The organism is uncultured Aquimarina sp. (assembly GCF_947492965.1).
Lineage (GTDB): Bacteria > Bacteroidota > Bacteroidia > Flavobacteriales > Flavobacteriaceae > Aquimarina.
Genome location: NZ_CANLOZ010000004.1, coordinates 369,121 through 395,301, shown reverse-complemented (window position 1 = coordinate 395,301; position 26,181 = coordinate 369,121). Strand labels below are relative to the sequence as shown.

Sequence of the window (26,181 nt, the reverse complement as noted above, 5' to 3'; positions counted from 1 at the left end):
CAAAAATCTATGCTATTTTAGATTTATTACGAGTTTTCTTGAAGTGTATTCGTATTCTTTTTAGAGGTTATCCACTCATTAACCAGCTCTTCCAAAATGGTAAGTGGTACAGCACCATTTGTGAGTAAGACATCATGAAACTCTCTAATATCGAAATTATCATTCCCTAATGCTGTTCTTGCATTCTCTCTTAATTCCAGAATCTTATTCATTCCTATCTTGTATGCTGTAGCCTGACCAGGCATTACAATATGTCGTTCTACCATTTTAACGGCGTCACTCTCTGCATTCGGAGTATTATCGGTATAATATTTTATACCTTCTTCTCTTGTCCATTTCTTAGCATGTATTCCTGTATCTACAACTAATCTACAAGCTCTCCACAGCTCCATAGCTAATCTACCGAAATCTGAATATGGATCATTATACAGTCCTATCTCTTTTGGCAAGAACTCATTATAAAGTCCCCAACCTTCTATGTAAGCAGTATATCCGCCAAATTTTCTAAACTTCGGAATATCCTGTAACTCTTGCGCTATTGAAATCTGCATATGATGTCCTGGAATACCTTCGTGATATGCTAGTGCTTCCATTTGATATATCGGCATAGCTTCCATATCATAAAGATTTGCATAATATGTCCCAGGTCTGGAACCATCTGGAGTACCTCTCTGATAAAAGGCTTTTCCGGCACTTTTTTCTCTAAAAGGTTCCACAGCTTTTACAACGATATCAGCTTTAGGTTTTGTGATAAAGAGTTCATCTAATCTAGATTTCATATTATCTATTAATCCAACTGCTCTTTCCAAGTATTTAGCCTTACCTTCTTTGTCGTTAGGATAGTAGAATTTCTCATCCTCCTTCATATACTTAAAAAAATCTTGTAAGGAACCTTCATACTTAACCTGTGTCATGATATCCTTCATTTCCTTATGTATTCTAGCAACCTCATCTAATCCTAATTGATGAATTTCATCGGCAGTCATATTAGTGGTGGTAGTCCGCTTTAATGCATTATTGTAAAACGCACTCCCTTTTGGAAATTTCCAAGCTCCATCATCTACCGTAGCCCTTTGCTGTTGATCTTCTAAAAGCGCAATTAATTTATCATAAGCAGATTTTACATCTTCTTTTAATGCTTTTTCTGCTTCAGCTATTAAAACCGTCTTATCTTCTTCTGCTATTTCTATTTTACCTACTTTACCTTTAAAATCTGAGAGTAAGGTGCTCTCTTTATTAGATTCATCGAAAGGCATTCCGGTAATTAAATTACGACAGTCGTTTAACACTTTTGCAAAAACAAACTTTGGTGGAACAATACCATTCTTCTCTCTGATCTTGATATTCTCTATTTGTTGTGCAAATAACTCATCCATTCCCTTAAGTCGGGAAATATAAGCTTCGGCATCACTCTTACTCTCTATTTGATGCATATTGATCAGAAATGCAGGGATTTCTGCTTGCATGCCATGCATTTGATTCACTGGATAATCATAAAACCTATATTGAAAATCATCTATAGCATTTTTTAGATCTTGTTTCATCAAACGATAACTCAAACTCGTAGATTTATTTAAAGCTGTAACATCTACCGAATCATTAAGGTATCTAAGTCTTCTTTTTGCTTTTTCAAGATCGTGTACCAATTTCTTAGAAGAAACATCATTCCACTTTCCATAATCATCCGTTTTCAATCCTAAATACGTTTGCATCATTGGAGATTCTGCTACTTCTTCCTGAAATTGTGCCTCAAACCAATCATTTAGTTTTTGAGAATGTATTTCTATCTTTTGCTCATTAGAGATTTCGGATACGACCTTATTACCTTCGTCTTTACAACTAAAAGTTATTAATAAGAAGGAACAAGATAACAAAGTGAATTTTGTTCTGTTCATTTTCCTGGGGGATATTTGGATGGTTACTAATTTACTTCAAAATAGAAAATTCTATGGAAGAATCATCATATACAGTATGAGTTTGTTTTTTAAAGTCTGATGATTTTGCTTTAAATATATTAGGAACATACGTTTGAGGATTTAAGTCGATAAACGGAAACCAGGTACTCTGTACCTGAATCTGAATTTTATGACCTTTCAAAAACGTGTGATGTATATCCTGAAGTTTTATAGAAACATCTGTTTTTTTGTTAGGAGTAAAAGCTTCAGGTTTACTAAAGCTATTTCTAAATCTTCCTCTTAGCACTTCACTTCTTACCATCATATGATAATTAGACATTTTAAGATACTTTTGAGTCTCTTCTGTGTCTTCTGCATCTGGAGGATATACATCTATAATTTTCACTACCCAATCAGCAGCAGTTCCCGTAGTTGCTACTTTTAATTTAGCTAAAATCTCTCCTGACAACGTCATATCTTCGGTAAGTACAGGTGTTTCATAAACTAATACATCAGGTCTTCTTGCCGCAAATCTCTGATCATCTGTCATATATTTTCTAGGTGTAAAAACCATTTTGATATCTTCTGTATACGGTACAGGCTTTTTAGGATCACTGATAAACTCTTGTGCTCCATTACCTTTATTTTCGGTTAATCCATTATTATTTAGATATAAAACTTTCTTTTCTATATTTTTTGGTGGCCAACTATCATAGGTATTCCATTCTTTTTTACCGGTATCAAAAATCTGAATCTCAGTTAAACCACTATTTTCATCACCAGCTCCTTTAAGAAAATGATTAAAGAATTTTGTTTCTATATTTTGTTGAAAGTTTAACGATATATCATCGCCGAAATATACATTTCCTATTGCCTGTCTCTTTTTATTTCTCGCCCAATCTCCATGACTCCACGGACCAAAAACCATAATATTATAATTGCTACTATTTTTCTCGATTTTCTCATACGTTTCGAACGGACCGTATAAGTCTTCTGCATCAAATAATCCACCAACTACCATAACTGCAGGTTTTATATCCTTGAGATGCTGAATAATGCCTCTTTTTTGCCAAAACTCATCGTAATTCGGATGTTCTTTTAATTGCGTCCAAAAAACATTGTCTTCTTTATAGTATTGATCTAATGTACTCAGTGGGCCTGCATCTAAGAAAAACTGATATTGATCTTTGCTATTCAGTTCTGGGAATGTATACCAACTTTCTTTTACTGGCTCTGTTTTTTCGTAACCAAACACTGCAGTTGCTCTCCAATAACTTAACAAATAAGCACCGTTATGATGAAAATCATCAAAGAAGAAATCTCCTATACAAGCTTGTGGAGATACTGCTTTTAGAGCTGGATGCGAATCTAATAATGAATATGTAGCATAAAAACCAGGATATGAAATTCCCCATACACCTACTTTTCCATTATTATTTTCAACATTTTTCACTAGCCAATCAATAGTATCATAGGTATCACTAGCTTCATCAAATTCCTTATCCTTCTTATTTGGAATATAAGCTCTCATGTTGTCATAAACACCTTCACTCATCCATCTACCTCTTACATCTTGATAAACGATAATATTGCCCTCTTTCATCAAAAACTCATTAGGACCAATCTTAGATCTAAATTCATTTTCTCCATAAGGTCTAGAGCTATAAGGAGTTCTTTGCATAAGAATTGGATACTTCTTACTAGTATCCTTAGGAGAATAAATAGTCGTATGAAGTTTAGTCCCATCTCTCATTACGATATCTACTTCCTTTTTGGTATAATGATCTTTAACCTGATATTCCTCTTCTTCGTTAGTTACGGTCTGTTCCGTGGTTTTTTCAGCCTTCTTAGAATCATTTTGTTCGGTACAAGAAGTAATAAAAAATAAAAAACTTAAAATAAATAATAATGGTATTCTAGTTGATCGCATATGCTTGAGTTTAGTTGAAGCTGGAAGATAAAAAATTGGAATGCTGGCAAACCTCTATTTAAGGAGATTTTAACAATCAATGTTAATATATAAACTAATGAGCCTCCAGTTATTACTGAAGGCTCATCTACTAAGAACTTACTTTATCCCCAAATACAGTGTTCTTAGTTATTCTACTGTGGTTGGATATTAATCTCTATGATATTATATCCTCCTCTTGGATCACCTGTCCAAGTTACTCCCGGTGGACTACTAATAACTCCTTTTCCGAATTGTACATCTTCTAAATCTGATACTCTTCTTACAATATTATTAGCATCATCGTTTCCTGTATTAGGTCCTGATTGATTCATTACTTGATCCGTTCCAAAACCTACTGGTTGATCTACTTCTGTTCCAGCATCGTATAGATACGTTTTGGTACTTAAATCTGTTCCAGAATATGGTGTTACGCCATCTTCTAAGAATAAAGGTAAACCAGCATTGTTATAACTTACTACCCAATCGTTTGATTTTACAAACATGGTCCCAAAACCAAATTTATAATCCTGACCTCTTGGTACTTCTATTGTAAAAGTTTGAGATCCTCCAGGCATGATCGGTCCAGATTCATTACTTAATGCTACTGGAATTCCGAAGTCCTTCATATAATTGTATGCTATTGATCTATCTCCATCTTCAGCTATTTCTTCTAAACCATTATCTACACTTGTAGCTTCTCCTTGGACAAACCAGGGATCTCTATTTGTATTAAATGCATAGATGAAAGCTGGAGAGAAAGGAGTTAATGATGAGGAAAGTCGTAGAGGTGTCCCTTGAGATCCAGTTTCTGTAAACCAATTATATAACACACCTGGCATACCATCTTCTGCAATACCTTCCAGTCCAACACCTCTATCTTCTTCACCAATTGTAAATAACGGTTCTGGTTGTGCATGTAATACTGCTATTCCTGGTGTGATTACAAAACCATTCTCCGAACTTGGATCCATAGCAGCGTTTGGTGTATTGATAGCTGTAATCGTTAATGTAAATGTACCTGCAGAATTACCATCTCCATTGGTATAATCCAAAATAGCAGTCATATAAATGTCACCTGTATCTCTACCATCAACTAATCTAACTAGAGGATTTGCATCCGCTGGCCCTACATTAGCTCCTGCTGGAGGAAAAGTGGCTGGATCATTATCTGCTTCAGTACCTAAATCATATAATGATAGTTGACTTGCTATATCCACACCATTTAATGCCTGACCATTAGGAAACAAGTCTATCCCATTAAGATCTGTTGGTGCTAAAAACCAATCATTACTATTACCCATCATAGTCACTGGTGTAAACTTAGTTCCTGGAACTGCTTGGAATGAAACTTGATATTGTGCTCCATTAGTGGTTAGAGGTCCTGGAGTGGTTGCTCCCACGGGAGTTGTAAATGTATGCACATTCAAATAATTAATAGTATTTGTAATGGTTACAGAAAATGTCGTTGTTTCAATCACAGTTGCATTTCCTAATCCAAATGTTGGATTTACTCTTTCTTCCCAGTCACTGGCAGCATCTCCTTCTCCATCATATGCAATACTATAACTTGGTAATCGTACTTCTGGTACAAAATCTCCTGCGGTCCAAATACCTGCAGAAACGGCTACATTTTCTCTAGCACTACCCGCAGCTCCCCATTGAACGAAATCCATAATAGCATCTGCACTGGTAAAAGAATTATTAGCATATAAACCTAATCCTTCGCTATTGGTTAACTCATCCCAATTTACCACCACGAATTCTCCTGGATCTAAATTTGTATCTCCACTAGTAATGGAGGCATTTTGCATTTGAAGATACTGTCCAGGTCCAAGACATAACCAGTAGGAAGAAATATCAACAGCGACAGTTCCATTATTCCATAATTCAATCAATTTATCTTCTGCATAATTTACTTCATTTATTACAATAGAACGTACACTATTATCAGGCATTGTAAGAACATTTTCTGCGCCAAAGGTTACTGTAGATGTTTCTGCCCAATCAGAAGACCCGTTTCCTTCTCCATCAAATACAATACTATTATCTGGATTAGACACAGTAGGTATAAAATCACCCGCTGTCCAAATACCAGCAGCAACGGCAACATTTTCTCTAGCCGTTCCACCTGCTCCATACTGCACAAAGTCTACTAGTGCATCGGCATCTGTAAACGCATTAGACGAGTATAATCCTAAACCACCTGAATTATCTGGAAGTTCGTAGGATAATACTAAATATCCTCCTGCAGGAATATTTATAGTACCACTTTCTGGTGTAAGAGCACCAATTTGTTCATAGGTTCCAGGACCAAGACATAACCAATAGTCACTTAAATCCGCTTCTTGATTTCCTTGATTAAAGATTTCTATCAAGTCTGTTCCTTGATAACGAATCTCATTAAAAACAACCTGAATGTTCTCGTCATCAGTTTCTCCGTCTGGTGGAATTACAATATCATCATCTTCACTACAAGAGATGAAAGTAAATAATCCAATAATTAAATAGATAAAATTTCTTTTCATGATATATATTTTTTTGTTCATCAATCTGAAGCAAATATATAATCACATCAAAGTGGATAACGGTGATAAAAGTCACTGTTAAACGTTAAATAAATGTTATTTAACTGCTTGTAAATCAAATATTTAATAAACAAAAACACCAACACCAAAACATCGCTATTTGCGATGTTTTGGTGTTGGTGTTTTAAAGAACGATTTTTAGTTTTGACAATAAATACCTTTTGTCAATTCTATATGTCGTTTATGTTGTACCAATATATTTTGAGCTTGTAGCTTCTTTGTTATTCTAGAAACCACTTCTCTTGATGTTCCTAAATCAGCAGCAATTTCTTTATGAGACATTAGAATCATGTTGCAATTCTGAAACTTTGCCTTTTCGTTTAAATAGTTTATCAAGCGTTCCTCGATTTTATAACATACAACTTGTTTTGTGGTATGCAGCAAATCCTCATAATTACGCTGGAAATCTTTTAAAATAATTTGTGTAAAAGATGGGTACTGTACAAACCATTCTTTTACTTTATTTATTGGAATACAAAGAACGGTAGTATCTTCTTCTGTTTTTGCAGAAAAACGAACCGCCTCCTGACTAAACAAGTGATTAAAACTTAAGATACAACAGTGATTAGGATGTATGTAGTACAACAGAAATTCCACTTCATCTTCTTCTGCATACATCTTTATCAAACCATCTAAAATGATCGGTAAAAAATTGAGATAACTTCCTTGTCGTACTACATACTCTCCTTTGGGAATACTTTTAAAATGCCCGAAAGACATTATTTGCTCTTCGAGCTCTTTTTCTATAAAGGGGAAACACTGAGATAAGTTAATATTTTCCATAGACTGTTAGTTACTCTTCGTTCTACAATAAAGTCGATAACTAACAGTATCCTTACAATATTCTTATAATAATTATTTATAATACTATAAGGAATCTATTTTTTTGAAAAATTTGCAATTCCCTCCTGTAACCATTTTAGGTATTCATTTTCATCTGGGGTGTAGCCTACAGGCTTATTGAGATTAGCTTCTTTATGATCAATCAAAACATAATAAGGCTGTGCATTTGCTTTATACTTTGTAATCTGAAAGTCGCTCCATTTATTACCAATCGTTTTGATTTTTTTGCCAGTAGTTTCAGAAACATACTGCTCTGATTTTGGAAGTTCTTTCTTATAATCTACATACAAGGAAATTAATACAATATCATTTTTTAGGGTTTTCAAAACTGATGGTTCCGACCAAACATATTCTTCCATTTTCCTACAATTTACACAAGCATATCCAGTGAAATCGATTAATACAGGTTTATTCACTTTCTTAGCATATGCCAAGCCTGTTTCATAATCCGTAAATGAAATAATATCATGCTCTCCATATTTTGCTCCTTCGGGTAATTCGGAAGTTGAGGCGCCTGCACTAGAAGTACCTCCAAAACCTCTTGGTGATTCACTATAAGTCTGTGGTGGTGGAAAACCACTAACGATTTTTAATGGTGCTCCCCATAACCCTGGAATTAAATAAATGGTAAATGCTAAAGTTAAAAGCGCAATTGATAATCGACCTACTGATATATGTTCTGATGGAGAATCATGAGGAAGTTTAATTTTACCCAAAAGATATAATGACAAGGCTCCAAAAACTGCGATCCAAATTGCTAAGAACACCTCTCTTTGTAACCATCCTAATTGTAGCACCAAATCCGCATTGGATAAAAATTTGAAAGCAAACGCTATTTCCAAGAACCCAAGAAATACTTTTACTGTATTTAACCAACCTCCACTCTTAGGAAGTGAATTTAACCAACCAGGAAACATTGCAAAAAGTGCAAAGGGCAATGCAATTGCTAAAGAGAACCCTAACATTCCGATTACAGGAGCCATTCCTCCTTGTGACGCTGCTTGTACTAATAAGGTTCCTACAATTGGCCCTGTACAGCTAAACGAAACAATTGCCAAAGCTAAGGCCATAAAAAATATACCTAAAAAACCTCCTTTATCGGCTTGCTGATCAACTTTATTTGCCCATGAATTTGGTAACATGATCTCGAATGCTCCCAAAAATGATAAACCAAAAACAATCAATAACACAAAGAAAATTAGATTAAACCAAATATTGGTAGATAACGCATTTAAAGCATCTGCTCCAAAAATTGCAGTTACTACAGATCCTAATCCAACATATATTACGATTATAAACAGTCCATAGAAAATAGCGTTTCTAATTCCCGAAGCTCTGGTTTTACTTTGTTTGGTAAAGAAGCTTACTGTCATTGGAATCATTGGAAATACACATGGAGTAAGAAGTGCTGCAAAACCAGATAAAAAAGCTAAAATAAAAGTTGCCCACAATCCTTTTTGTTCCTTTTCCTCCTCAATAGGTTTATCATTATCATTTTTATCAATTGATTTAGTATCAGCTCCAAATGCTGTTTTCGCACCTGAAATTTTTCCAGAGATATTTAAATCAAACTCCACTACGTCCGGTGCCAAACATCTTTCGTCATCACAAATCCCAAAGAACACCTCAGCTTTTACTGATTCTAGAGAAGGGTCTAAGCGTTTTATTTTTTGCGTAAACAACACCTTATCTTCAAAGTATTTGATATCCATTTCAAATACCTTATCATATTTCTGGATACCTTCTGGCTCTGTAGTCTCTCCTATTAGTTCATACTTTTTGTCTTCATTATAAAAGGTAAACTCGGTAGCAGTTGGAGCGATATCATCCGTTTCTACTTCCTTCTGCGAATATATATGCCAACCTTTATCTAGTTTGGCTTCGAACTGTAATACATAAATATCCTCGGATTCTTTAATAACATTACTATTCCATTTTATAGGTTCAAATATTTGGGAAAATAAAGTTGTCGAAAATAATAATGCTGTAAATAGTAGTAAAATATTCCTCATTTAGGTAATTGTTACTTTTAGTAATTGTTTCGTTTCGGGGTTTATTTTAAATCTGTTATCTGCTCTATAGTTAATCACCCATACAATCTCTTCTCCAGAACATAATAACCAGACTCTTTCTTTGGCTAATAAAGATAATTTTTCATCCTTAAAATACTTACTCAACTTCTTTTTACCTTTCATGCCTAAAGGGTAAAAATAGTCGCCTTCTTTCCATTTTCTTACAATTAAGGGATACTTTAACTTTTCTTTATCTACAAAAATAGTCTTCAAATCCGTATCGCAAAGCTCTGAAACTTCTTTTAAATGAATCATTCCAGATGGAATCATAATCCTATTTTCTTCTTCAGGAATATGATATACTCGATCCGGAACATCTTCAATAATTGGACAAAGCAACAAATATTCTCTATTTTTCACCAAACGATGGGTTGAAGAAAAAATTTGTTTCCCCGATTGCGCATTTAACATTCGGATTATATCATCCCAAGCAGTAAAGCCATATTCCTTTAATAAAAAGTACAAGTACTTTTTAGGGTTATCATATTTCTGAAGTTTATGTATGGCAATCTTAATTGTATCCAATTCTCCATATTCAAAAACTTCTTTTCGAATACGATACATTTGACTCCTTATAAAATCCTGCGCATGCTTTAGATAATCTAATGTGTTTTCAAAATTGTTTAAAAAACTTGGATTAATAGAAATAAGTTCTGGGATTACATTATGTCTTAATTTATTCCTCAGATATTTGGTATCACTATTACTACTGTCTTCTCTCCATTCTATTTCATTTTTGGTAGCAAATTCCATGATTTGATTTCTAGAAAATGGTAAAAGTGGTCTTACGTAATTTCTATTAATTTCAGGAATACCAGTAAGTCCGTCAATTCCCGTACCTCGAGATAGGTTTATTAAGAAAGTCTCTAGATTATCATCTTTATGATGTGCAGTTAGTACATAATCATATTTATGCGAGCTCAACAAGGTTTCAAACCACTGATATCTTAGCTCTCTGGCAGCCATTTGTATAGATAACTTATGGTCTTGTGCATATTTTTCTGTTTCAAAATTGGTTACAAAAAAAGGTACCTCGAATTTCTCAGCTATCGTAGATACAAAACTTTCATCTCCGTCACTCTCTACTCCTCTTAAACCAAAATTGCAGTGAGCAATTCCAATTTCAAAATTATTTACATGACATAGATAAGCTAATACTATACTATCTAATCCTCCACTACAGGCAATAAGTAACTTACTTTTTTGTAGAAAAGGTAATCGATTTTTGATATGATCTTTGAATTTTTGTTTCAAGTATTTATATAGTTGTTTTTGATTTTTAGACCGAATACTTTCGAGATGAGCGTTTTACATATTTTAAAATAACAACCTGCATATTAATATCAAATATACGATTTTGAAAAGGTTCAACAACTCTTATTAAACACTTCTTTAACTGCTGAAATTCAGAGTTTTAACACATTTTGACGTAGCTTTTTATTATTTTTAAGGAACTCTTAAATACACAAATCATGAATAGAATTGACGAAATGCCTAAATATTATGAAGATACTCGTACGGAAGAGTTCGGTAAAAAATTATTAGCTGTAGTACCTCATCTTCATCCATACGTTAAACACCGCATATATATTGCGGAAAGCACTGGAATTTTACCAAGAAACATGTACTGCTCTAGTGGTCTTATAGACGATGCTATTGTAAAACTATATCATGATGATCATTTAGATATTGCAATGGACAAACTATCTCTGGAGTTGCAGTTATTTAGAATTGCTGATCATTTAATAGATGAGTTATATCAGAAAGAAGGCTGGCACCAAAGGTCTATTAGTACTAATTACTTTTTAAAAGAAGAATTGAATAAGTTAGAGGAATATTATACCTCTACAGGTGATAATGAACTAATAATGACTGATGAGCTTAATGACATTTCGTATCATCAAAACCAAGAAAATAAGCAGCTATTCATTTATGATGATACAGATTCTGCAATTTTAAAGCTAATTGCATCAGAAGATTCTTCGGAGAATAAGAAGCAAAAATTACTCGGTAAATTCTATAGCTGGTTACCTCTAGAAACCTCCAAAATTATTGACCTATTCGTTTTTGGAAAACTCAATTTCGAGGAAATTGCAAGAATAAAAGATATGACTGCCAATGAGGTTAAAGAAGTCATCATTGACGTAAGGAAAAGTTTTAGAAAAAACCTTATTTAAATAGTTGTCTTTCCAACTCGTTATATACCTTCTAGCACTTCGCGCATTGCTTTTGCTTTTACCAAGCACTCTTCATATTCTTTATCGGGATCTGATTTTGCTGTAATAGCACCTCCAACAGTATAGGAAATATATTGATTTTCTTCGTTGTATAAGATACTCCTTATTACCACATTAAAATCAAAATCGTTATCTGGTGTAAAATAACCAACTGCACCACTATACAAACCTCTTTTAGACTCTTCTAATGCCTCGATAATTTTCATTGCCGATATTTTTGGAGCGCCTGTCATACTTCCCATGGGAAAAGTGGTTCTTATAACATCAACTGCAGAAGTGGTATTATCAACTTCTGAAACTACGGTAGAAATCATTTGATGTACCTGTGGGAAAGTATATATTTTACAGAGTTCTTCTACTTTTACCGAACCGTTTACAGCAGTTCTGGATAGATCATTTCTTACCAAATCTACAATCATTACATTCTCAGAACGTTCTTTGGGATCATTCTGAAGTATTTGTATCAGTTCTTGATCCTGTTCCTGATCTTGTGAACGTTTTGCAGTACCTTTTATAGGCTGTGATATAATTTTACTGCCGCTTTTTCTTAAATAACGTTCTGGAGAAGCAGAAAGCAAATATTGATGATTTCTCTTAAAAAAAGTAGCAAATGGTGGTTTAGAAATTTGATTGAGATGATGATACGTCTCTAATGGAGCAATACAACTATTTTCGGCAAAAAACTCCTGACAAAAATTTGCTTCATAGATATCTCCACGATGAATATGCTGAAGCATTTGTTCGATTTTTTGTCGGTATACATCTTTAGTGATTCTTAAACTAATTTTAATCTTCCCGCAAGGGTTATCCTCATCAGATACTTTAATGGTAGTTGGAAATGTATCGATTAGTTTTCTATCCTCTTCTATTTCATCTTCTACCATTCTTAGATACTGAACTTCTAATTCATTTCCTTTTAGTAAGAATATCTTTTTAGGTTGAAAAAAATATAAATCAGGAAATTCTAAGTTATCAGGATTCTTTGAGACTAAATTCTCTGTATCATTTTTTAAGTCATAGGATAAATAACCAAAAATCCAATCTGCTGTTTGCTCCTGATATTCTTTTAACGTATCGAAGCAGGAATAATAGTCCTTATTAATAGAGGTAAAAGCATCTATCGCTAGTATTGCATCATAACTAGAATACTGTTGGATATAGTTATTAGAATCTAACCATATAATTTCATCAAATTGTTGCGCCCATTGTAATAGTTTATTCTTAAACTGTGATGGATTATCTAAAGTATATGTTTTGGTAGTTCGCACTAATTATTTATCTGATGCGCAAAAGTACTTAGAACTTCTTTTAATCCCAACAAAAGTGTTTCATCCTTAATTGTCTTTTCTTCTGTAGAAAAATTAGCGTGAAAAGAAGGAAAACTAAAACTTTCTATAATCTCTCCTCCAAACCTAGGAAATACATTCTTTGCATATTCTAATGCTGTTAAACCACCTCGTTGTCCGGGAGAAGTACTCATAAGCAATATTTTTTTACCAGCTAAAAAATTACGATCTATTCTAGATAACCAATCGATAATATTCTTAAAAAATGCACTTAAGCTACCATTGTGTTCATTTACAGAAATAATAAGTGCGTCTGCTTCTGAGATCTCCTGCTTTATCCCTAGAGCCATTCCTGGAAAACCATTTTCTCTTTCCTCGTCTTCACTATACATTGGTATTGGATAGTTAACCAATTTCATTATTTTGATTTTATGCTCGGTAATTTCAGAAGAAACATATTCGATAAGTTGTTGATTAATTGAGGTACTGCTGTTGGAACCAGCAAAAGCAAGAATATTTTTCATCTATTGATTTGTATTATGTTTGGATTCAAAAATAACCAAAATCAATAGCCTTACAAAACCCTTAAAACAAACCAATACAAAAATAATAACCGATAAAACTGAATAAAAAAAGATTACCTATCCTAAGCTTATCAATTCTTAGAACAGGTAATCTTGTGAATAAAAACACGATGCTTATTTTATCAGTATATTATAAAACTACCAACATATCTGGTTGATTGGTCTCCTAGAATAATATACCTATATACTCCAGGACTTAAATTTTTAGGTCTAAAGGTGATTGTTTTGGCTGCGTTCACCGGAATTTCTCGTTCTTCTTGCACTATCTTCCCCAATACATCTATCACGGATATTTTAACATTACCTGTTAAGGTTTCAGGTACTCTAATCGATGTCGAAATACGGAATGGATTCGGGTAGTTCATAACACCATTTGCTACTTCTTCTTCTATCTCATGATCTTCTACACCCAGTACTTCTGCATTGGTAAATACTACATCACTAATATTGATATTAAATGATTCGAAATCCTTATAATTTCCCTGTACAGAAAACACAATGCTTCTTACATCTGTTATCTCAGCACCAACACCTTGGCCATTTACAAACTGAGAGAAAGTAATCGTTTGCACTCCGCTTCCAGAATCAGACTTAATTGTATATCGCATCCTATCATTCCAATCTACAAGATCTTTGGTTACTAAAACTACTTCAATATCATTGTTAGTACTCATATCGAATTGTAATGCATCATACGATGTAACATCTAGTGTACGGTCTCCACCCAAAATATTTCTAAAAATATTCATGGTCTCTTTTACCTCTCCAATAACGGATATAGCTCTTTCTACATTATAATCTTCAGTATTGTCTGAATTATTGTTAGCTGTTTTAATATTAAATTCATTGATGTTAGCACCATCGGTATTATAATCTAATCCCCATGGACCATCAGCAAGATACAGAGCATCTGTTTTGTCATTAACCATTATTGAGAATCCTATATCAAACAAATGTCCCGTTTCGATAGTAATACGCTCCTCATATGCTCCTGACAAGGAAACAGAAGTTGTCATTAACTCCTCATTCGATAATTCTGTTACTCTTTTATTTCCTCTGAAATCGAATGTAGATGCCTGATTCTTATTAATGATATCCAATACTAATTTTCCATCTTTATAAAATCCTTTTTGAACAAATACTTCAGGAATACTAGCTGGGATAAAGGTTTTTCCCAGTCCTTTTTCTACTTGAAGTTTATCCAGTATAGAATTAGCAATATTAACAACCTGAGGAATTGAGCCTCCCCAAATCTGGAAATTTAAAAAGTCTCCTTCTGGATATTGATCAATATTCCATAGACTATAAAGCTCATTCTGATATTCATCCAAGCGAACTGAAAAATGTAATGCCTGTTCTAATTCTCCAGAAGCTCTACGTATTTTAGTATTTACCAATTCGAAATTTCGAACATTGATTGTTCTAATATCTTCTAAAGTAGAACCATTTAATCGATCACAAATGGTTTTAGAATGATCATATACAGATCCTTCTGTAGATGTTGCTAATCCTACACCTACTCTGCTATCTTCTAAATAATAATCGATAGAAAAGACAGAAGAAGCATTTGTTATTCCTATTAAATCATCTGGTGTAGATACATAAGAACTTTCCACTCCAGTTACTCCTGTTTCCGGGAAATATTTACTTAAATCTGTACCATTTTTGGCTGTTTTATAAGAACGTCCTTTCTTAAATTTTTTCTGTAATTCTTTTTTATTGTAAACTTCATTTGTTTTTGATCTGGTAAAGTTTCTTTTAGCTATTAAACTAGCTAAATCTCCATTACTTTCCAGACCACCATCATTACCAGAAGACACTTCTCCTTCTTCTTCTAACTCTGGAATGTTATTCGTTTTAATAGATGAATATTGACCCGTAGTAATACAAAACAGTAAGTCGTTAAAATCATTATCTGTTTCAGAATAATCTCTTCTTATATCTTCAAAACCTAAAATAATTACTTCTTTAGATGTATCTTTTAGTAGTACATTATGTGGTTGTAATGATTCATCACACTCTGGATTAAATTCTGATTGAGAATACAATTGCCATAATCCTTCATTTAGCGCATTGGTATTCCATGCATCTGTTAACAACACCCATCCAATACCTGTATTGGCGGAGAAAGTTCCTAAATCAACAGTATTTCCCATCTCTAATCCACCTCCACTTCCAGAAGCTGATGCATTAGGAATGATCACCGTAATATCTTCTGGAGAAGGTGCTTTGGTCAATGGTGCATTGATATCATATGTATAATAACCTAAAACATTGGTATTATCAGTATTTTCACTTATAAAGGTTATTGCTACATTGGTTGATTGTTGTACAATAATATCTGTATCATATCCTCCATAGATATAATTTGGATTTCTACTAGGAACTGAATTTGCCTCTGGTAATGCATTATCAATTTTGGTCAAAATATCTGCATCAACATTGATATCCGCTACTAAATAATCTGGCACTCCAAAAACATCATATGTTCCCTTATATTGATATCTTTCTCCAATGCTTGCTATCGGATAACTCGCTGGGTTTTGTGATCCATTAGAAGAATCAAAAACAGTATCAGTGATATCAAAATTATCATCTAATCCATCTTGATCAGTATCATTATTAGCCAAGACTGTATCCGCGGTACCATCACTATTAGTATCATAGGCATCTACAGTATCTAAAATTCCATCATTATTAGAATCAGTATCTAAAAAATCTGGTGTATCGGTATTATCCGTATTTTGATACCCTTGTGGAGTACCACCCTGATCAGGATCGAAAGCGTCATCCATTCCATCTCTATCCTGATCTAATCCCGATAAACCTATAAAATTTTGACTATTCTGACCTTCAACAAGATCAATAATTCCATCTTGATCAGAATCAATATCGTATGGGTCATAGATTAGATCACCATCAGCATCATCTGGATAAAAAACAACACCTGTTTGATCTACATCTACGATATCCGCAATACCATCCAAATCAGAATCCTGATAACTAGCATCCTGACTATTAAATTGACCATCTCCATTAGTATCATAACTTCCCAAACCAGCTTCTACAATATCAAAAATACCGTCGTTATCACTATCTAAATCCAATACATTTGGGATCCCATCTCTATCAATATCAAATGCTACCGAAACACCTCCATTACAGGTACTTCCAAAATCTGAATCTAAATAATTAAAAATATTATCTCCATCATCATCTCCGTAAGGATCAATTCCCCCTCCTTCTACTACATCAGGAATTCCATCTCCGTCAGTATCTTTATCAAAAGGATCTAGTACCTCATCTCCATCGGCATCGATTGGAGAAACACCAGCTGCACATTTAAATCCATCATTTTGATTGGTTACATCTGTGTTATTAAGCAATGTTGCATATGGAGAAGCTCCTTCGTAATCATTTACTAAATGTAACCCACCTTTATTACTAGACACATATAGTCTGTTGCTTGTATCCGTATAGCAAGCTCCAAATGTATCATTTGGTAAATCAGTAACATCTTTAGAACTAAATACTGGAGTCGAAGAAGATAAATCCCATTTATAGACATCTCCTTTACTTCCACCATATAGATTCCCATTAATGAATACAATATCTGCACATGTATTAGGAGATGCTTGATTAGCTACTACGATCTCAAAAGTAGGTGCGCTAGAACCGTCATAGGTGTGAAGATTAATAATTTTATGGAAACTCTGTCGACCAAGATTATTCTGAAATACCCAAAGATTACCTTGATCATCCACATCTGCCGCGTAGCCTCCACCAAATTCTACTCCTCCGTTAGGAGCTACTGCACCTAGATCTACAACCTGATCCATTCCAATTCTTAATAAATGTCGGTCGCTACTTCGTATGGCATATAAAAAATCATCTACAACATTATATCCTCCAGCATTATAACTGGGTGTAGTATGTAAAGGATCAGAATAGGTTCCTGTTACCGGATCATAGGATCTAAGAGATCCTGAAATTACTTGATAAAATTTCGCCTCATTACAATCAAAAGGTTGTTGACCATAGGCAAAATTCATCAAAACACATGAGAATATGAATAGTACTATTTTTTTCATCGAATCGGGGATTGATATGCTCTAAACTCCTCATGCTTATTAATCATAAGATAAGGAGTGTAGATGCTTGAATTTGTTTGGTTATTTTGTTTTAAGTAGTTTCTATAAGGGCTATAAACGAACCCTATATTTTATAAGGAAATAAAGTAGTTATTTAGCCATAGACATTTGATTTTGTGTTACATATACTGGTTCTGCAATAGTAGTTTTCTTTCTTTTTTTGAAGCTGAAGTAATTAACCCATATAAATAATAAATTAAGCGGGATAAGGATCGAATCTCTAAAAGTTATTTTGGATCCTTCAACTTCTACCCAATTATCTAGCGGTTCCTCACTAATAGTGTTCATCAAATCTTTTACACCAACTTGTTTCTTTAATCTTAAAAAGATTTCTATATCAAACAACCACTTACTAATAAATTTCTTGTTGTAGATATTTCCTATAATCTCTTTCTTGAAAACTTTGGCACCACACTGCGTATCTTTAATAGGTAATTGAAGAATAAACTGTATGAAAAAACCCACGAAAGTAGATAATAAACTTCTAACCATACTTCTTTTAATTCCATCAGAATCACCTCCTTTTCTGGATCCAAAAACCATGGTTAAGTTTTGTTGACTATTTAGTTTTTTCGCTAGATTATCAAGTTCTTCCAGAGAAGTGGATAAATCAGCATCTAAGAATGCTATGTTATCAATAAAAGGAAGAGAATTAAGAAAATTAGCTCCTGTTTGTACTGCGGTAGCTTTTCCTTGATTTTGTTCTAAATCAATTACATAGATTTTCTCTTTGTTAGTTTCTTTAAGTTGATGAAGCATATATGAAGTGTTGTCGGTGCTTCCATCATTTACAAAGCATAAGTAATAATTTTCATTGTTTTTTAAAAAGTTGCAAAATTTCTCTTTTTCTAGCCTATAATACTCATTATAAGCAGGGATAATAATTCCAGTTTTAATCATCGTATTTTAGATTTTAAAACTCCATAAGTGATTTTACCAATAAAACTTATAAAGCAAAAGAGAACGGTTGTTGTTTAAAATTGATATAAATGTTCTCTATTTAGTTCATACTTTCTTCTGGGGCTTCCTGAAGATTAAATTACTTTTCTGCCAGTATTGCCATCTGATTACCAGCACATTGTAAAAGTACTTCAAACATGAATTAGTTGAATACGGAAAAACCGCAATTAAATTACGTTTTGTTAAAAAAATGTGCATTTTATCCGATTTTTATGCTTTTAATACATTTTTTAACTCTCTTTAACACAAAAAAAGAAGTATTATACTACAAGTTAAATGAAATTTACTAGTAATAATTTTACTGTTTTAACAAAATTTAGGGGAAAAAACCCTTTTTTATTATCGAATAATTGAGGGAAAAATCCACTTTTTGATCATTTTAACCCAAAAAAGCGTTTTTCATGGAATTAAATATTCCAAAAATGATCATTTATATTACTCGAAAAACTTTAAATTTAATAAAAGATGTCCTTTATATACATTTTTATTTGAAAACGTATTATAATAACAGAAAACAGCTAACTTATTTATTGGAAGTAAAATAGAAAGTACTTAAGCTAGTTATCTTCTTAATTTTGAATTAGAAATAAGTATCCTATACGGTAGCATAAAAAAATCCAATCACTGTACTAGTGATTGGATTTTGTCGGGGTGGCAGGATTCGAACCTGCGACCTCCGCGTCCCAAACGCGGCGCGATAACCGGGCTACGCTACACCCCGATAAGGTTATCCTTTTTGCGGGTGCAAATATAAATAAACTCTTTTATTAAAACCTACTATTTTTTGATATTTTATTTCAGAACTCTTTTTAATTGCAATGATAAAAGATATCCTAGTTTATTATAACACTCTCTTATTCTTTCTATATCACCAAATTCTCCATAAGCATAATTCCCTATAACCTTTGGCGCCTGAATAGCATACACTTCAGAATCCGATTCTGACGTCTTCACAAATCTCAATGTTGTTTCTAATTTACCTTCTTCTCTTCCTACACTAGCGGATCCACCGTAACCCGTATATATCCAATCTGCTTCTATGATTAACGTATAATTCGTTTCTTGATCATTCGTAACAAATTCCAAATCACTATACGTTTTTAATCTCTCATGTAACCCTGCTAGAAAAGCATCTCTCCAAGTTTCTTTTTTGGCCGTTTGATATGTTTGATACCACTTATCACCATTACCATTATCTTTTCGATCATACTTCTTTTTCATATTCTCTATAAACTCCTTCTCAGGATGAAGGCTGTAAATAATAAGATCTTCTGGAAATGTAAGTTTTACAGCTACCTTAGTTTCATTTTTTAGAAACGCTAACTTCTTTTTATCAATCTTAATTCGTTGAGCAAACGAAACAGTACTAACACCTATAAGTAGTAAGAAAATTGTTTTTTTAAGCATCCAATAATTTTTTTATGATTTTTCCATTATTTATCCCGCTGCAATTATAAGTTATTTTTAAGAACTCCTCCATAATTTGTTTCCGATATTTGATCAAAAATTGATCCTTTGAAAAAAACACTCGTTCTTCTCCTCTTTTTCTGCATTAACTCTTTACATTCTCAATCTAACATCTCTGGTATCATTAGAGATGAAACGTCATTAACACCTATTAATAATGTAACTATACTAGATCTTAAAACTGGAAAGCAACACTTTTCTGATGAAAAAGGAAAATTTGATATACTTAGTAATGGAACCTTAGAATTTTCTCATCCTGGATATGAATCCAAACAGATAACTATTTCTGAAAATGCTACTATCGTTATTTCCTTATCTCCAAAAGTCAACAAATTACAGGAGGTATTTATAAATAGTTTATCAATTCCATTACAACAAAAAAATGCAACAGAAGCCATTAGTATAATAAATCAACAACAAATTAATAGAGGTAATAATCTTGAACTACATCCTATTCTTAATAAAGTTCCTGGTGTATTTATGCAACACGGAACGTTAAATACTAATAGAATAACAATAAGAGGTATTGGCGCTAGAAATCTTTTCGGTACTGCTAATATTAGAACGTATTTTGGCGACATCCCATTAACAGATGGTAATGGAGAATCAGCAATTGAAGATTTGGAATTGGGAGCAATTTCAAGAATTGATATACGTAAAGGTCCTTCTTCCAGTAGTTATGGTGTTGGCTTAGGAGGTACCATCTTACTGCATCCAGATTTTTCATTAAATACTCCGCTAGAATCTTCTATTTCTAGTACTATTGGCAGTTATGGTTTACAAAGAAACGTTGCCACTGTAAAAGTTGGTGGAAAGGTATCCAACTTGAATGTTATTTATAGCAACAATAGATCCGATGGTTATCGTGAAAACAATACATATCATAGAAATACACTTACTGTTACCTCTTCTTTAGAAGCTGGAAAAAAGAATCATCTTTCTCTCATGGCAAGTTATATAGATTTAAAAGCTGGAATTCCAAGTTCTTTAGATGAGGAAACATTCCGAACTAATCCAAGACAAGCAGCTTTTACTTGGGGCAGATCGCAGGCTTTCGAAGATATTGCTTATGGAATCTTAGGTGTTAATTGGACGCATGACTATCATACTTCTCTTTCACATCATACCAGTGTATTTTCTTCTTTTAGAAATAATTTCGAACCAAGACCTTTTAATATTCTAAAAGAAAAATCAAATACATTTGGGATTCGAACTCGTATTGTTGGTGATTCAAAAATCATTAGGAAAAATTTGAACTGGACTATTGGAGGTGAACTATTCTTTGACAATTACAATAGTAAAACCTTTGAAAACCTATATGAAGACTTCCCGATTGGAACCGGAAGTGTATTAGGCGAGCAACTCTCTGATCTAGATGAAAAAAGAAATTATTATAATCTTTTCCTAGAATCTAATTTGGAGTTCACTCCCAAACTGACCTTTAATTTAGGGGTTCATTTAAATCAAACGTTTTTTGAAGTTGAAGACTTGTTTACAAACAATGAGGATAGCTCTGGAGATTTTGATTTCGATCCTGTTTTATCTCCGAAAATAGGTGCTAATTATGAGCTAAATAATAGCGTTATCATTTTTGGAAATATTGCACACGGTTTTTCTACACCCACCAGCGCAGAAACCTTACTGCCCGATGGAGAATTTAATGCAAATATAAAACCTGAGATAGGCTGGAATTATGAAATAGGAACTCGATACCAATTATTTGACAATAAATTATATGGTACTTTTTCTATCTATTCATTACGAGTAAGAGACTTATTGGTTTCTCGCAGAACAGAAGAAGATATTTTTTTTGCTATTAATGCAGGTAAAACAACGCATAATGGTATAGAAGGATCAATAAATTATCAACTATACCAATCCAAACAAAAGCAGTTGCTTCTTTACTTTAATGGTACTATCAATGATTTCCAGTTTGATGAATTCATAGATCTTGATAATGATTTCTCTGGGAATGATCTAACAGGAGTACCTTCGCATGTAGTGAATATTGGATTAGATTATATCACAAAAAAAGGTGTCTATGGTAATCTTAATTTCCAACAAGTTGGACAGATACCTGCTAATGATGCTAATACCGTTTATAGTGATAGCTATGAATTACTTAATGGTAAAATAGGATATCAAAATCAGATTGGATCACACATTTTTTATGATATTTTTTTAGGAGCTAATAATATCTTGGATAATATTTACACAGCACAATTACAAATTAATGCTCGCGGATTTGGTGGTAATGCTCCTAGATATTTTTATCCGGGATTACCTTTTAATATGTATGGTGGCATTAACATAAAATATAGATTATAAATAAAAAATATTTGTACTTTTCTATCGTAAACACAAGACATTATAATGAGAAACTTTTTAATACTTAAAACCGTTATTTTATCCGCTCTTCTCTCTTGTGCTCAAGAAAAGAAAAATGATATTACAATTGATCCTGACCCCAATAATTATACGACTGAGATTATAGTTCCTGATTTAGAAATTCCTTGGGGAATGGTCTGGCTTCCTGATGGCAGTATGCTTATAACCGAAAAAAAAGGAGAACTGATTCATTATAAAGATGGCATTAAAAAAACTATTGGCAATATTCCAGAAGTCTATAATAGAAATCAAGGTGGATTACTAGATATAGAGTTACATCCAGAGTATAGCAAAAATGGTTGGTTATATATTACCTATTCTTCTAAAGAAGGTTCTGAAAAAGGTGGAAACACAGCGTTAATAAGAGCTAAACTGCAAAATGATCAACTAACGTCTATAGAAACTTTATATAAAGGTGATCCTAATACCACTCGTGGTCACCATTTTGGATCCAGAATAGAATTTGACGATGATGGATATGTATATTTTAGTATTGGAGATCGTGGTAATAGAGACGAGAATCCCCAAGATATTACTAGAGATGGAGGAAAAATATATCGATTACAAGATAATGGCAGCATCCCAAATGATAACCCTTTTGTAAACCACCAGACATCAAAAAAAGCTATATTTTCTTTTGGACATAGAAATCCACAAGGAATGGCAATTCATCCTACTACTGGAAAAATTTGGGTTCATGAACATGGTCCTAGAGGAGGTGATGAAATTAACATCATAGAAAAAGGTTTAAATTATGGATGGCCAGTAATTACCTATGGAATTAATTATAGCGGAACTTCTATAACAGATATTACGAGTAAAGAAGGTATGGAACAACCTCTATACTATTGGGTTCCTTCTATCGCACCAAGTGGAATGGACTTTGTAACTAGTGACATATATCCCGATTGGAAAAATGATCTATTAGTAGGATCTCTTAAATTTCAATATCTAGAACTGGTAGAACTAGACAAAAACAAAGTAATTGGCAGAAAAAAATTACTTGATGGTATAGGTCGTGTACGTAATGTACGTCAAGGTCCTGACGGATATATTTATGTAGCAGTTGAAAATAAAGGGATTGTAAAAATAGTTCCTAAGTAATATCTGATATTTTTCACATGAAAAAACAAATCAAACAAATCATAATTTTAGAAATAGTTTCGCTCATCTGTTGTATTTCGTTACTAGCGAAACAGCATAAGAATGTTGAAGAGTATAATGTAATTCCAGATACTCAGGAAACAGATCTTTCCAAGAGTATCGAACGAGGAGAAGAAATATATACTGATTTTTGTATGCAATGTCACTTACCAGATGGAAAAGGTACTCCAAAAGTTTTTCCACCATTAGCTGGTTCGGATTGGTTAACAAACAAAAGAGAACAAAGTATTCATTCTATAAAATATGGTCTAAACGGGCCTATAACTGTGAATGGGGAAACATACAATAACGCTATGACTTCATTAGGTTTGGAAGATGAAGAAATTGCGGATGTTATGAACTATATTATGAATAGCTGGGGAAACAAACAAAGCAAAATGGTTACTGTAGAAGAAGTAAAATCTGTTAAACGATAAATGAACACTGTTTATTTCTGAATTTCCATTTTTCAAAAACCAAGGATAACAATACTCCTAAACTTTACGTTACTATCTTTGTATATTATAAAAACTTACTTCTAAGTTTTTATGGGTAAAGAATGGTAAAATACAAATAGATGAAATCTTCTTTATTTTTTGTACTACTTTTTATAAGCATTAGTGCTTACAATCAAGATATAGAAGATCTTTCTCCTAATCGATATAGATTTAAGTACAAGTCTCAAGTTTTTAAGGGAACACGGCTACAGATAACCGAACAACTTCGAACTATTAAAAACGGACCTAAGTTTTCTGGCATACCCGAAGAAATACAAACTGGAATTAACAAGCTTTTTAAGGACGCTAAAAGCCAAGCTTTTCCTAGAGTTTATAAAAGAAAGGCGATTGTATTTCTAGATGCCCTGTACGATTATGAAGCGTTTGTTATTATGTATAACGGGGCACTTTATGATGTAGTGGAGAAACTAAAAAGAGATATGAAAAAAATTGATTTCAAACTCGAAAGACAATTCATAAAAGCAAAAACCGCAGTAGATCGCATAAAAAAAACAGACTCCACCAATATAAAAGAAATAGAATTTTTAAGCAGTGAACGACAGAAAAGTTTGATTAGATTAGCGAGTCATAGATGGATGAAAAAAAAGTTCGATACTTATAAAGGAATTAATGTTGTGGAAAATCCAGATGAATTAATTACCGAGTTTAAAAAAGCGCAAGCCGGATATGTATTCTCTGTTTACAAAAAGAAGAGTGTGGATCAAATTAAACGATATCTGGAAAATGAAATTATCGATTTCTATTACAAAAAAGCTATCGTAGAAATCAATCCAGAAAAATTGGATCTTCAATATATCAACAAATACAACTAAAAGAGTCCATCACGAACAAATTAAACATTTTCGGAAATTTTGGCTCATGTAAATCCCATATTTCGGTCAAAATATTAATCAAAATGTTCTATTTTGCGATCACAAATGCTTACAAACCCTTCAACATATAAAGTAATTGGACTCATGTCTGGCACATCCTTAGATGGTTTAGATATTGCTTATTGTCACTTTACAAAAAACACAAAAGGATGGTCTTTTTCCATAGAAAAAACATCTGATGTTTCCTATTCTCCGGAACTCAAACAAAAACTCAAGAATTCTATCCACTTAAATCCTGTTGAACTTTTGGCTTTTCATAATGAATATGGTACATGGTTAGGTAAACAAGTAAAGACATTTACAGAGCGTTATGACTTAGATCCAGATTTTATTGCTAGTCATGGACACACGGTTTTTCATCAGCCAGAAATTGGTATTACTTATCAAATTGGTTCTGGGCAACATATTGCCAATGCTAGTGAGCAAAAAGTAATTTGTGATTTCAGGACAAATGACGTAGCACTCGGTGGCCAAGGAGCTCCTTTAGTACCAATCGGAGATTTATTATTATTTCATGAATATGATTTCTGTTTAAACCTTGGAGGAATTGCCAATATTTCTTTTGAATTACACCAGAAAAGAATCGCATATGATATTTCTCCAGCAAATATGTTATTAAATCATATTTGCGGAACCATTCAGCTGGAGTATGATGATAAAGGAAATCTATCCAGAAACGGATCTTTAAACGAAAAATTACTGAAATCACTAAACGAACTAGACTACTACAAAAAGTCGTATCCTAAATCCCTTGGTTTTGAATGGTTTCAAGAAAAGATGCTTCCCATCATTAAAAACACTCAGGACACCACCGAAAATTTATTACATACATCGATACACCATATAGCCGAACAAATTGCTAATGCTGTCAAACAAACCAATAAACAAGGTTCAACACTTCTGATCACGGGTGGAGGTGCTAAAAATGATTTTTTAATAGAAACTTTAGAAAACAAAACTCATAGCTTTTGTAAAGTAATTACTCCTACCGAAGCTATTATTGATTTCAAAGAAGCTTTAATATTCGCATTTATGGGTGTATTACGAGAAAGAAATGAGGCGAATTGCTTAAGTTCGGTAACAGGCGCAAAAACAAATTCATCTTCTGGAGTAATTTACAATCCGTCATAAAACGAAATTCAGGTTTCGGATAAATCCCGAAAAAACTCTACAAGTTAAACGTATAATAACTCAATAACTATTTCTAAATTTGCAAAAAAATATTGGGA

General features: G+C 33.1%; 17 protein-coding genes and 1 tRNA gene. 6 read left to right on the top strand and 12 right to left on the bottom strand.

Going from position 1 to position 26,181, the window contains the following annotated elements; genetic code table 11:
• Positions 1 to 26: 26 nt before the first annotated feature.
• The 6 genes from Q1B37_RS12940 to tilS all read right to left on the bottom strand — a co-directional run bounded on the left by Q1B37_RS12940 (position 27) and on the right by tilS (position 10,600).
• The gene (locus Q1B37_RS12940; RefSeq protein WP_299899148.1) at positions 27 to 1,895 is read right to left on the bottom strand and encodes a DUF885 family protein; all 1,869 of its coding nucleotides are present in this window, start codon (positions 1,893 to 1,895) and stop codon (positions 27 to 29) included.
• 31 nt (positions 1,896 to 1,926) lie between these two features.
• On the bottom strand, positions 1,927 to 3,825 hold the full coding sequence (locus Q1B37_RS12935) for a CocE/NonD family hydrolase (protein WP_299899146.1): 1,899 nt from the start codon (positions 3,823 to 3,825) through the stop codon (positions 1,927 to 1,929).
• Between the two features lie 173 nt (positions 3,826 to 3,998).
• Positions 3,999 to 6,371 carry a spondin domain-containing protein gene (locus Q1B37_RS12930; protein ID WP_299899144.1) on the bottom strand — a complete coding sequence of 791 codons (2,373 nt, stop codon included), beginning with the start codon at positions 6,369 to 6,371 and terminating at the stop codon, positions 3,999 to 4,001.
• A gap of 198 nt (positions 6,372 to 6,569) precedes the next feature.
• Positions 6,570 to 7,214: a Crp/Fnr family transcriptional regulator gene (locus Q1B37_RS12925; RefSeq protein ID WP_299607034.1), complete on the bottom strand. Its 645-nt coding sequence runs from the start codon at positions 7,212 to 7,214 to the stop codon at positions 6,570 to 6,572.
• A 95-nt stretch (positions 7,215 to 7,309) separates the two neighbouring features.
• Positions 7,310 to 9,286, bottom strand: coding sequence for a thioredoxin family protein (locus Q1B37_RS12920; protein WP_299899142.1), 1,977 nt, complete (start codon positions 9,284 to 9,286; stop codon positions 7,310 to 7,312).
• Positions 9,287 to 10,600: a tRNA lysidine(34) synthetase TilS gene (gene tilS, locus Q1B37_RS12915; protein ID WP_299899140.1), complete on the bottom strand. Its 1,314-nt coding sequence runs from the start codon at positions 10,598 to 10,600 to the stop codon at positions 9,287 to 9,289. It abuts the gene before it with no gap.
• A gap of 218 nt (positions 10,601 to 10,818) precedes the next feature.
• Here tilS and Q1B37_RS12910 point away from each other — a divergent pair, with 218 nt between their 5' ends.
• On the top strand, positions 10,819 to 11,523 hold the full coding sequence (locus Q1B37_RS12910) for a hypothetical protein (protein WP_299899139.1): 705 nt from the start codon (positions 10,819 to 10,821) through the stop codon (positions 11,521 to 11,523).
• Positions 11,524 to 11,543: 20 nt separating this feature from the next.
• On the opposite strand, the gene pabB is transcribed toward Q1B37_RS12910, so the two are convergent.
• From pabB to Q1B37_RS12880, 6 genes are all read right to left on the bottom strand, one after another.
• A complete protein-coding gene (gene pabB, locus Q1B37_RS12905; protein ID WP_299899138.1) occupies positions 11,544 to 12,851 on the bottom strand; it encodes an aminodeoxychorismate synthase component I in 1,308 nt (435 codons plus the stop codon).
• Entirely contained in the window at positions 12,851 to 13,393 is a 543-nt protein-coding gene (locus Q1B37_RS12900) for an NAD(P)H-dependent oxidoreductase (RefSeq protein WP_299899136.1), read from the bottom strand. Before Q1B37_RS12900 ends, pabB begins: the two co-directional genes overlap by 1 nt.
• Positions 13,394 to 13,575: 182 nt before the next feature.
• On the bottom strand, positions 13,576 to 17,544 hold the full coding sequence (locus Q1B37_RS12895; protein ID WP_299899134.1) for a DUF4114 domain-containing protein: 3,969 nt from the start codon (positions 17,542 to 17,544) through the stop codon (positions 13,576 to 13,578).
• 150 nt (positions 17,545 to 17,694) lie between these two features.
• Positions 17,695 to 18,504: a glycosyltransferase gene (locus tag Q1B37_RS12890; protein WP_299899133.1), complete on the bottom strand. Its 810-nt coding sequence runs from the start codon at positions 18,502 to 18,504 to the stop codon at positions 17,695 to 17,697.
• Between the two features lie 706 nt (positions 18,505 to 19,210).
• A tRNA-Pro gene (locus tag Q1B37_RS12885) sits at positions 19,211 to 19,285 on the bottom strand.
• A gap of 71 nt (positions 19,286 to 19,356) precedes the next feature.
• On the bottom strand, positions 19,357 to 19,971 hold the full coding sequence (locus Q1B37_RS12880; protein ID WP_299899131.1) for a hypothetical protein: 615 nt from the start codon (positions 19,969 to 19,971) through the stop codon (positions 19,357 to 19,359).
• 108 nt (positions 19,972 to 20,079) lie between these two features.
• Here Q1B37_RS12880 and Q1B37_RS12875 point away from each other — a divergent pair, with 108 nt between their 5' ends.
• The 5 genes from Q1B37_RS12875 (at position 20,080) to Q1B37_RS12855 (ending at position 26,083) form a co-directional block, all read left to right on the top strand.
• Positions 20,080 to 22,359, top strand: coding sequence for a TonB-dependent receptor (locus Q1B37_RS12875; RefSeq protein ID WP_299899130.1), 2,280 nt, complete (start codon positions 20,080 to 20,082; stop codon positions 22,357 to 22,359).
• Positions 22,360 to 22,404: 45 nt separating this feature from the next.
• Positions 22,405 to 23,523, top strand: a complete 1,119-nt coding sequence (locus Q1B37_RS12870; RefSeq protein ID WP_299899129.1) for a PQQ-dependent sugar dehydrogenase — start codon at positions 22,405 to 22,407, stop codon at positions 23,521 to 23,523.
• Positions 23,524 to 23,540: 17 nt separating this feature from the next.
• Positions 23,541 to 23,999, top strand: a complete 459-nt coding sequence (locus tag Q1B37_RS12865; RefSeq protein ID WP_299899127.1) for a cytochrome c — start codon at positions 23,541 to 23,543, stop codon at positions 23,997 to 23,999.
• Positions 24,000 to 24,139: 140 nt separating this feature from the next.
• Positions 24,140 to 24,892: a hypothetical protein gene (locus Q1B37_RS12860; protein WP_299899125.1), complete on the top strand. Its 753-nt coding sequence runs from the start codon at positions 24,140 to 24,142 to the stop codon at positions 24,890 to 24,892.
• 93 nt (positions 24,893 to 24,985) lie between these two features.
• The gene (locus Q1B37_RS12855) at positions 24,986 to 26,083 is read left to right on the top strand and encodes an anhydro-N-acetylmuramic acid kinase (protein ID WP_366944323.1); all 1,098 of its coding nucleotides are present in this window, start codon (positions 24,986 to 24,988) and stop codon (positions 26,081 to 26,083) included.
• Positions 26,084 to 26,181 lie beyond the last annotated feature (98 nt).